This is a genomic window from Pseudacidovorax intermedius, assembly GCF_001476815.1.
Classification (GTDB): Bacteria; Pseudomonadota; Gammaproteobacteria; order Burkholderiales; family Burkholderiaceae_C; genus Xenophilus; species Xenophilus intermedius_A.
Genome location: NZ_LDSL01000043.1, coordinates 45,367 through 53,793, shown reverse-complemented (window position 1 = coordinate 53,793; position 8,427 = coordinate 45,367). Strand labels below are relative to the sequence as shown.

The 8,427-nt window shown below is 73.2% G+C and carries 8 protein-coding genes; 1 reads left to right on the top strand and 7 read right to left on the bottom strand.

From position 1 onward, the window contains the following. Nucleotides 1-576, top strand: a 576-nt coding sequence (locus tag NS331_RS06620; RefSeq protein ID WP_275936451.1) for a chemotaxis protein CheB, incomplete at its 5' end; no start/stop codon positions are given. Between the two features lie 24 nt (nucleotides 577-600). Here the strand turns inward: NS331_RS06620 and NS331_RS06615 are convergent. The 7 genes from NS331_RS06615 to NS331_RS06585 form a co-directional block, all read right to left on the bottom strand. Then, complete coding sequence (locus NS331_RS06615; RefSeq protein WP_058641217.1) at nucleotides 601-1,614, bottom strand: metal-dependent hydrolase; 1,014 nt, start codon at nucleotides 1,612-1,614, stop codon at nucleotides 601-603. Between the two features lie 122 nt (nucleotides 1,615-1,736). Continuing rightward, nucleotides 1,737-2,327, bottom strand: coding sequence for a MarR family winged helix-turn-helix transcriptional regulator (locus tag NS331_RS06610; RefSeq protein WP_058641216.1), 591 nt, complete (start codon nucleotides 2,325-2,327; stop codon nucleotides 1,737-1,739). Nucleotides 2,328-2,419: 92 nt separating this feature from the next. After that, on the bottom strand, nucleotides 2,420-3,208 hold the full coding sequence (locus NS331_RS06605; protein WP_058641215.1) for an SDR family NAD(P)-dependent oxidoreductase: 789 nt from the start codon (nucleotides 3,206-3,208) through the stop codon (nucleotides 2,420-2,422). Between the two features lie 7 nt (nucleotides 3,209-3,215). Next, nucleotides 3,216-4,829, bottom strand: a complete 1,614-nt coding sequence (locus NS331_RS06600) for an ATP-dependent acyl-CoA ligase (RefSeq protein ID WP_058641214.1) — start codon at nucleotides 4,827-4,829, stop codon at nucleotides 3,216-3,218. Further along, nucleotides 4,816-5,553 (bottom strand): ABC transporter ATP-binding protein, encoded by a 738-nt coding sequence (locus tag NS331_RS06595; RefSeq protein WP_058641213.1) that lies wholly within the window; start codon nucleotides 5,551-5,553, stop codon nucleotides 4,816-4,818. The genes NS331_RS06600 and NS331_RS06595 overlap by 14 nt, the downstream gene beginning before the upstream one ends. Next, entirely contained in the window at nucleotides 5,550-7,337 is a 1,788-nt protein-coding gene (locus NS331_RS06590; RefSeq protein WP_058641212.1) for a branched-chain amino acid ABC transporter ATP-binding protein/permease, read from the bottom strand. Before NS331_RS06590 ends, NS331_RS06595 begins: the two co-directional genes overlap by 4 nt. Then, nucleotides 7,334-8,389, bottom strand: coding sequence for a branched-chain amino acid ABC transporter permease (locus NS331_RS06585; protein WP_058641211.1), 1,056 nt, complete (start codon nucleotides 8,387-8,389; stop codon nucleotides 7,334-7,336). The genes NS331_RS06590 and NS331_RS06585 overlap by 4 nt, the downstream gene beginning before the upstream one ends. Nucleotides 8,390-8,427: the final 38 nt, after the last annotated feature.

Here is an 8,427-nt window from a genome sequence, read left to right as displayed (position 1 = left end):
GCCATGGCGCAGACCACCGAACGGGTGGTGGCCATCGGCACCTCCACCGGCGGCACGCAGGCGCTGGAAGAGGTGCTCACGGCCCTGCCGCGGGTGTGCCCGGGCATGGTGATCGTGCAGCACATGCCCGAGAAGTTCACGGCGGCCTTCGCGGCGCGGCTGAACGGGCTGTGCCGCATCGAGGTGAAGGAGGCGGAGACGAACGACCGGGTGATGCCCGGCCGCGCGCTGATCGCGCCCGGGGGCAAGCACATGCTGCTGCGCCGCAGCGGCGCGCAGTACCACGTGGAGGTGGTGGATGGGCCGCTGGTCAACCGCCACCGGCCGTCGGTGGACGTGCTGTTCCGCTCGGTGGCCAAGGCCGCGGGTGGCAATGCGCAGGGGATCATCATGACGGGCATGGGCGACGACGGCGCCGCGGGCCTGCTGGAGATGCGCAACGCGGGGGCGCGCACCCTGGCGCAGGACGAGGAGAGCTGCGTGGTCTTCGGCATGCCCAAGGAGGCCATCAAGCGCGGCGCCGTCGAGCGCACCCTGCCGCTCGCGGCCATCTGGCGCGAGATCGCCACGGCCTGAGTGCGTCCGGCCGAAAGCCGCCGGCTACGGCGCCGGCGCTGCGTGCCAGATGCGCTGCCAGGTGGCCGCCAGCATGCCCTTCGCATCGCGGATGCCCGACTGCTGGCGCACCGGCACCGGCTGCCAGCGGCCGTCCGCCCAGCGCGCCACGCGGTAGTTGAAGCTGTAGTCGGGCTCGGCGCCCATGCGCAGGTCCGACACCACCAGCGCGTCGCCGTCGCGCTCGGCCTTCATGAAGCCGTGGGTGAACCAGCGCAGCCGCGCCACGGCGGGGTCCGCGCCCAGCGCCTGCAGCGCCGCCGTGTCGCTGGCATGGGCGGTGAAGCGCATGGCGCCGCGGTCGGCCACCAGCGAGCGCTCGCCTTCCAGGAAGCCGTCGGGCGTCATCACGACCACGCGCCACAGCAGCGTGTTGAGCGGCGTGACCACCACCAGTCGCGGCGCGTCCCGCAGGCCCATCGGCGCCAGCGCACGGGCCGCGGCACGGTCGGCCAGTTGCTGGCCGACGAGGCTCCAGCCCAGGTACAGGCTGCCGAGCAGCAGCCCGCCGGCCAGCCAGCGCCGGCCCCACGCGCGCGGGCCGGCCACGGCGGCCGCGATGCAGGCGGCCAGCAGCGGCAGGGTGTAGAGCGGATCGATGATGAACATGCTGCCGCCCATCACCGGCCGGGTGGGCGACGGCCACCACAGCTGCGTGCCGTAGACGGTGAAGGCGTCCAGCAGCGGATGCGTCAGCAGCGCCAGCCAGATGGCCACGAGCCAGGGCCGGGGCGCTGTGCGGACACGCTGGTTCCAGCGCCGCAGCAGCAGCCACAGCAGCCAGCCGGCCGCCAGCAGCAGCGGCAGCGAATGCGAGGGGCCGCGGTGCCAGGTGACGCGGGTCACCGGGTCCAGGCCCATGAGGGCGAGCGGAATGCCGTCGAGGTCCGGCAGGGTACCGAGCACGGCGCCGGCCGCGAGCGCGACGCGCCGGTCGCGCGCCGGCACAGACACAGCCGCGACGGCGGCGCCGAGAACGATCTGGGTGAGGGAGTCCAAAGCAAGGGGCCGCGCGGGGCGGCAGCAGCAGGCCGGCGAGCGGCGACGCGGCAACCTAGCACGGCCGGCGGGCCCGGCGCGTCAGGCGGCGCTGCGTCCGGCTGACGGTGGCAGAGGGTCGCTCAGCGGCTGCGGGCCTTGCGCGGCGCGCGCCTGTCCACGGCCGGCGCGGCATCGGCGGCGACAGCCGCAGCGGCGGGCCGCTGCACCAGGTGCACCCGCAGCCGGCCCAGGTGCTCGTACAGCGCCTCCTTGCTGCCGGCGGGCAGGCCGCTGAACATGTCGATCAGCCATTTCTCGTGCTCGGCCGCCATGGCCGCGAATTCGGTGCGGCCCTTGTCGGTGAGGCACACGCGCCAGGAGCGCCGGTCCTCCGGGTCGTCGATGCGCTCCACCAGCCCCTCCTTGACCAGCTGGTCCGTGAGGCCGGTGACGTTGCCGCCCGTCACCATGAGGTAGCGCGAGAGCACGTTCATGCGCAGGCCCTCGGGATAGCGGTCCAGCTGGGCCAGGTAGTCGAAGCGCGGCAGCGTGGTGCCGAAGCGGGTGCGCAGCTGCTGGCGGATCTGCTGCTCGATCTGCGTGCTGCAGGCCAGCAGGCGCAGCCAGATCTTGGTGTCCAGGTGGTCGTCGGCCTGGGCGCGGGCTTCCAGGCCGATGTGTTCCTCGCCCAGGGACTGGACGATGCGGAAATGCTTGGAATGGGTGGCCATCCTGTTCTCTTCTCTCTGGGACGCTGCCGTTCGTTCTCGGGTCGGGCGAGCATAGCCGGGGGCGGCGCCGGCCGGCGGGAGGGGCTCGGCGCTCATCGCATGAGCCTCCCGCCGTTGACGTCCAGCGTGGCGCCGGTGATGAAGGCGCCAGCGTCCGAGGCCAGGAAGACGGCCGCGCCCGCCACCTCGGCGGGCTCGCCGAAGCGGCCGAGCGGGATGGCGGCGCGCAGCGCCGCCTGCCGCGCGGCGGGCAGGCCGTCGAGCGCCGGGCTGCGGATGGCGGCCGGCGCCAGGGCATTGACGGTGATGCGATCGGGCGCCAGCTCGGTGGCGAAGCCGCGCGTGAGCGCCAGGATGCCGGCCTTGGAGGCCGCGTAGTGCAGCCCCGTCGCCGCACTCGCCTGCTGGCCGGCCAGCGAGCCCAGGTTGAGGATGCGCCCGCCCTGCCCCCGCGCGCGCATGTGCGCGCCCAGCGTGCGGCAGCCGAGGAAGCAGCCGCGCAGGTTGACGGCCATAACCTCGTCCCATTCCGCCATGGCGATGTCCCAGGGGCCGGCGGTGGGCGTGCGCGCGGCGTTGTTGACCAGCACGTCGATGAAGCCGTGCGCCGCGCAGCCGGCCTGCAGCATGCGCTGCCAGCCGTCCTCGGTGGCGACGTCCGCGACCACGGCGCTGGCCGGCAGGCCGTCGGCGGTGAAGGCCGCTGCCACCGCCTGCACGGCGGGCTGGGCATCGGCCAGCACCAGCCGGGCGCCGGCCTCGCCCAGGGCCCGCGCGATGGCCAGGCCCAGGCCCTGGGCCGCGCCGGTGACCAGGGCCACGCGGCCGGCCAGCACCGGGGCGGCGGCGATGGAGGGAACGGCGGCAGGGGCGGCGGACATGGCCGATTCAGGCCCGGCGGGCGCGGGGCTGCGGCGGGCGCTCCCAGGCGGTGGGCGTCACGCCGCGCTCCCGCAGCTTGTATTTCTGCACCTTGCCGTTCTCGGTGCGCGGCAGGTCATCGACGATGTCGAACCAGCGCGGCACGGCGAAGTACGGCAGGCGCGCCTCGCACCAGGCGGCCAGTTCCTGCGGCGCCGGCGCCTGGCCCTCGCGCAGGATCAGCGCGGCCATCACCTCGTCCTCGGCCAGCTCGGAACGCACCGGGTACACGGCCACGGTCGCCACGGCGGGATGGCTCTGCAGCACCTGCTCCACCTCGAAGGACGAGATGTTCTCGCCGCGGCGGCGGATCGCGTCCTTGATGCGGTCCACGAAGCGCAGGGCGCCGTCGGCCTCGCGCACCACGCGGTCGCCGGTGTGGAACCACAGGTTGCGCCAGGCCTCGACGGTCTTGTCGGGCATCTGGAAGTAGCCGCTGGCGAAGGCATGCGGCTCGTGGGCGCGCAGCAGCAGCTCGCCGGCCTGGCCGTCGGGCAGTTCGGCATCGTGCTCGTCGGCCACGCGGGCCTCGAAGCCGGGCAGCACCCAGCCCATGACGCCGCCGCGCGGCGAATCGGGCGCAGTGGCGATGACGAAGTTGGTCTCGGTGGAGCCATAGCCTTCGAGCAGGCGCACGCCGGTGCGGGCCGCGAACGCTTCGCCCGCGGCGCCCGGCACACCCGGGCCCAGGCCGATGCGCACGCGGTGCTCGCGTTCGGCGGCGCCTTCCGGCTGCGCGAGCAGGATCGGCACCATGGCGCCCAGCAGGTAGACCACGGTGGCGCCGCAGGCCTGCATGGACGGCCAGAAGCCCGAGGCCGAGAAGCGGCCCTCGAACACCGCCTCGGCGCCCGACAGGCAGGCCTGGGCAAAGGTGTTGAGGGCATTGATGTGGAACAGCGGCAGCGTGGTGCACAGCACGTCGTCGGCGCGCACGCCCAGCACGCGCAGGCTGTTGACGCCCCACCAGTAGTACTGCGCATGCGGGCACAGCACGCCTTTCGAGGGGCCGGTGGTGCCCGAGGTGTAGAGGATGGCGAGCGTGTCGGCCGGGCCGACCTCGGCGGGCGCGGCTTCGTCGCCTTCGGACGGCCAGGCCTCGACCGCCACACCCGCCACGGATGCCGGCACCGTGGCGCCTTCGCCTTCCAGCACCCAGATGCGCCGGAGCGCCGTGCGCCCCAGGTCGGCCGTGGCCAGCCGGTCGAGGTACTGCGCCTCGATGACCAGCAGCGCGGCCTGGCTGTTGGCGAGGAAGTACTCGATCTGCGGCCCCATCGAGGCGGTGTTGATGGGCACCGCCACCGCGCCTATCCAGCCGCAGCCGATGAAGGCGTCGAGGAACTGCGGCCGGTTGCCCGCCAGGATGGCGACGCGGTCGCCGCGTGCCACGCCGGCGACCTGCAGCGCGCCGGCGCGGGCCGCTGCGCGGCGGGGCAGCTCGGCATGGCGCCAGCGCTGGTCGCCCAGGCGCACGGCCGGCGCATCGCCGAAGCACTGGGCTTGCCGCCGCAGCATCTGCGGCAGCGTGCGCTGCGGCACGGGCAGCAGCGGCGGGTCAGCAGCGTCAGTCGTCGTCATGCGTGCCGCCGCCCAGGTAGGTCGCGCGCACGCGCTCGTCGTCGGCCAGGGCTGCGGAGTCGCCGGACAGCGCCACCTCGCCCGTCTCCAGCACGTAGCCGTAGTCCGAGCTTTCCAGCGCGGCGCGGGCGTTCTGCTCCACCAGCAGGATGGACACCCCGTCCTCCCGCAGCTGGCGCACGATGGACAGAATCTCCTGCACGATCAGCGGCGCCAGGCCCAGGCTGGGCTCGTCCAGCATCAGGAGGCGCGGCGCGGACATCAGCGCGCGGCCCACCGCGAGCATCTGCCGCTCGCCGCCGGAGAGCGTGTCGGCCCGCTGGCCCCGGCGCTCGGCCAGGCGCGGAAAGCGCGCATACACGCCGTCCAGCCGCTGGCGCAGCGCGTCGGAACGCAGGCGGCGCGAATAGGCGCCCAGGCGCAGGTTGTCCAGCACCGTGAGTTCGCCGAAGAGCTCGCGCTTCTCGGGCACCAGGCACAGGCCACGCTCCACGCGCGCCTCCACGTCCAGGCCCGACAGGTCCTCGCCCTCGAAGCGCAGCGTGCCGCGCGACGGCAGCAGGCCCATGGCCGCGGCCAGCAGCGTGGTCTTGCCCGCGCCATTGGGGCCGATGACCGAGATGATCTGCCCCGGCTGCAGCGTGAGCGACACGCCGCGCACCGCCTCGACCTGGCCGTAGCCGACGTGCAGGTCGGCAATCTCCAGCATGGGCGTCGTGCTCATACGGTGCTCCCCAGGTAGGCGGCCTGCACCCGCTCGTCGGCGCGCACCGCCGCGGGCACGCCTTCGACCAGCTTGGCGCCGAAGTTCATCACCACCAGGCGGTCCACCAGCTTCATCACGAAGTCCATGTCATGTTCCACGATCAGGATGGTCACGCCCTCGTCGCGCAGCTTGCGCAGCAAGTCGCCCAGGGCCATCTTCTCCTTGCGGCGCAGGCCGGCGGCCGGCTCGTCCAGCACCAGCAGCACCGGGTCGGCGGCCAGGGCGCGGGCGATCTCCAGGATGCGCTGGGTGCCCAGCGGCAGGGCGCCGGCCATCTCGTGGGCGCGGTCGCCCAGGCCGATGCGGTCCAGCTGGCGCTGGGCCTCCTGCAGGATCTGGCGCTCCTCCTGCCGGTCCAGCCGCAGGCCGGCGCGTAGCACGCCGGCGCCGGCGCGCGCATGGGCGCCCAGGGCCACGTTGTCCAGCAGGCTCATGTGCGGCCGCAGCTTGACGTGCTGGAAGGTGCGCGCCAGGCCCAGCCGGGCCACGTCGCGCTGCTGCATCGTGCTGATGTCCTGGCCCAGGAACTGCACCCGGCCCGCCGTCATCTGCGCGGTGCGCGTGAGCAGGTTGAACATGGTGGACTTGCCGGCGCCGTTGGGCCCGATCAGGCCCACGATCTCGCCGGCCTGCACGTCGAAGCTCACGTCGTTGACCGCCACCAGCCCGCCGAAGCGCTTGACGGCGCCCTGCACCGACAGCAGCGGCGTGCCGCGGGCCGGCATGGCGCGCTGCGGCAGGGGCGGCACCGGCGCCGCCAGCTCGGGCACGGCGGCCGGCCCGCGTGCACCGCGCCGCAGGCGCCAGCGCCGCACGTAGCCCATCACGCCGCCGCGCGCGAAATGCAGCAGCGCGATGAACATGGCCGCGAAGGTCACGGCCTCCAGCTGGCCGGCCCACTGAGTCACCAGCGGCAGCACGTCCTGCAGCAGGTTCTTGAGCACCAGCACCAGGCCCGCGCCCACCAGCGCGCCGGCCAGGCTGCCCAGGCCGCCGGCCAGGGCCATCAGCAGGTACTCGATGCTGGCCCGCACGTCGAAGGGCGAGGGGCTGACGAAGCGGTTCATGTGCGCATAGAGCCAGCCCGCCAGCCCGGCGAACAGTGCCGCCGTGACGAAGAGCGTGAGCTTGACGCGGTAGGCATCGGCCCCCACGCTCGCCAGCAGCGTGGCGCCGCCGCGCAGGCCGCGGATGGCCCGGCCCGGCCGCGAGTTCAGCAGGTTGTGGCTGAACAGGCAGGCCAGGCCCACGATGGCCCAGATCAGGTAATAGATGGCGCGCGGGTCCGACAGCGCCCAACTGCCGATGCGCAGCGGCGGAATGTTGGACAGCCCCGTGTGCCGGCCCAGTCCGTCCACGTTGCCGAAGAGCAGCGCGATCGACAGCCCCCAGGCGATGGTCGACAGCGGCAGGAAGTGCCCGCCGAGGCGCAGCGTGAGCGCGCCGATGGCCAGCGCCGACAGGCCCGTGAGCAGCAGCGCGAAGGGCAGCCCCAGCCACGGCGACAGCCCCTGCGCCGTGGTGAGCCAGGCCGTGGAATAGGCCGCGATGCCCACGAAGGCCGCCTGTCCGAAGGAGGTGGCACCGCCCACGCCGGTCAGCAGCACCAACCCCAGCGCCACCAGGGCGCCGATGCCGATGTCGTTGAGCAGCGAGACGGTGAAGCTGCCGGCCAGCGCCGGCACCAGGGCCAGCACGACGACCACGGCCGCGATGAGGAGGGCAGAGCTGCTGCGCTTCATTGGTCGATCTCCTCGGCTTCTTCCTCGTGGTGGCGCGCCATGTACGAGCGCGCCATCAGCACCGGGATCAGCAGGCTGAACACGATCACGTCCTTGAGCGCTCCGCTCCAGAAGGAGGCGAAGCTTTCGATGATGCCCACGGCCAGCGCGCCGATGGCCGTGACCGGGTAGCTCACCAGCCCGCCGATGATGGCCGCCACGAAGGCCTTGAGGCCGATGATGAAGCCCGAGTCGTAGTACATGGTGGTGACCGGCGCGATCAGCACGCCGATCAGCCCCGCCAGCAGCGAGGCGCAGCCGTAGGCCAGCAGCGCGGTGCGCGCCGGCCGGATGCCCACGAGCCGCGCGCCTACCCGGTTCACCGCCGTGGCGCGCAGCGCCTTGCCGGTGACGGTGCGCTCGAACACCAGGAAGAACAGGCCGCTCAGCACGATGGCCGCGCTCACCATCAGCACCACCTGGCCGCTGACGGTGAAGCCGTCGCCCAGCGTCAGCGAGGCCGAGGTCAGCGCGCTGGTGCGCGAGCCCTCGGGCCCGAAGAACAGCAGGCCCAGGCCCGACAGCAGGAAGTGCAGCGCCAGCGACACGATCAGCAGCACCAGCCCCGAGGCATCGGCAATGGGCTGGAAGACCACCCGCGCCAGCAGCGGTGCCACCGGCACCACCAGCAGCACCGAGGCCACGATCTGCAGCGCCACCGGCACGCCGGCGCGCGCCGCGGCCCAGGCGATGGCGCAGGGCACCAGCGGCAGCACACCCCACAGCAGCAGCGCCTTCGGAATGCGCCGGGCCTCGCCCTTGCGCAGCAGGCTGCCCACCTCGGTGAGCAGCGCCAGCGCGGCCAGGAAGATCACCATGCCGATGGTGGGCGGCAGCTTGCCGGTCTCGAAGGCCGCCAGCGTCAGCGCGGCGAAGGCCGCGATGTCGCCGAAGGGCACGAACACCACCCGCGTGACCGAGAAGATCAGCACCAGGCCGAGCCCGGCCAGCAGGTAGATGGCGCCGTTGGCCAAGCCGTCGATGCCCAGGATGAGGGCGACGTCCCAGGTCATGGTCGTGGAGTCCTTTGTGTCGTCATTGCCGTCGTTGT

What these genes read in the sequence shown, in the direction of transcription:
- NS331_RS06610 (WP_058641216.1), bottom strand. Translation starts at nt 2,327, where the DNA reads ATGGCCACCCATTCCAAGCATTTCCGCATCGTCCAGTCCCTGGGCGAG.
- NS331_RS06605 (WP_058641215.1), bottom strand. Translation starts at nt 3,208, where the DNA reads ATGTCCGCCGCCCCTGCCGCCGTTCCCTCCATCGCCGCCGCCCCGGTG.
- NS331_RS06600 (WP_058641214.1), bottom strand. Translation starts at nt 4,829, where the DNA reads ATGACGACGACTGACGCTGCTGACCCGCCGCTGCTGCCCGTGCCGCAG.
- NS331_RS06595 (WP_058641213.1), bottom strand. Translation starts at nt 5,553, where the DNA reads ATGAGCACGACGCCCATGCTGGAGATTGCCGACCTGCACGTCGGCTAC.
- NS331_RS06590 (WP_058641212.1), bottom strand. Translation starts at nt 7,337, where the DNA reads ATGAAGCGCAGCAGCTCTGCCCTCCTCATCGCGGCCGTGGTCGTCGTG.
- NS331_RS06585 (WP_058641211.1), bottom strand. Translation starts at nt 8,389, where the DNA reads ATGACCTGGGACGTCGCCCTCATCCTGGGCATCGACGGCTTGGCCAAC.